The 241-nt window shown below is 70.1% G+C and carries 1 protein-coding gene; it reads right to left on the bottom strand.

Translation table 11 applies throughout. The features are described 5' to 3' along the window. The coding region (locus AC6UD2_RS06885) for a HAMP domain-containing protein (protein ID WP_500698448.1) at positions 1-241 on the bottom strand (241 nt) is incomplete at both ends.

Here is a 241-nt window from a genome sequence, read left to right as displayed (position 1 = left end):
GCCGAAGGCCACGCGCGCGATGGGTGTGCGCAGTTCGTGCGAAATGGCATGGGTGAGATCGCGCTGGCGCTGCACCAGCTCGGCCACGCGCGCGGCCATGCGGTTGGAATGGTCGACGATCACCCGGATCTGCGAGCGTGGCGAAACCTGCGCGCGCGCCTGCAGATCGCCCGAACCGATGCGGTCGGCGTGCCGGCGCAGCGCTTCCAGGTCGCGCCAGAGCAGGCGTACCCAGGCATAC

The sequence above is a fragment of the Fructilactobacillus sp. X2R5C2 genome (assembly GCF_059901375.1).
Note: the sequence above shows the minus strand (reverse complement) of the source record. Positions and strands in the feature narration are given on the sequence as shown.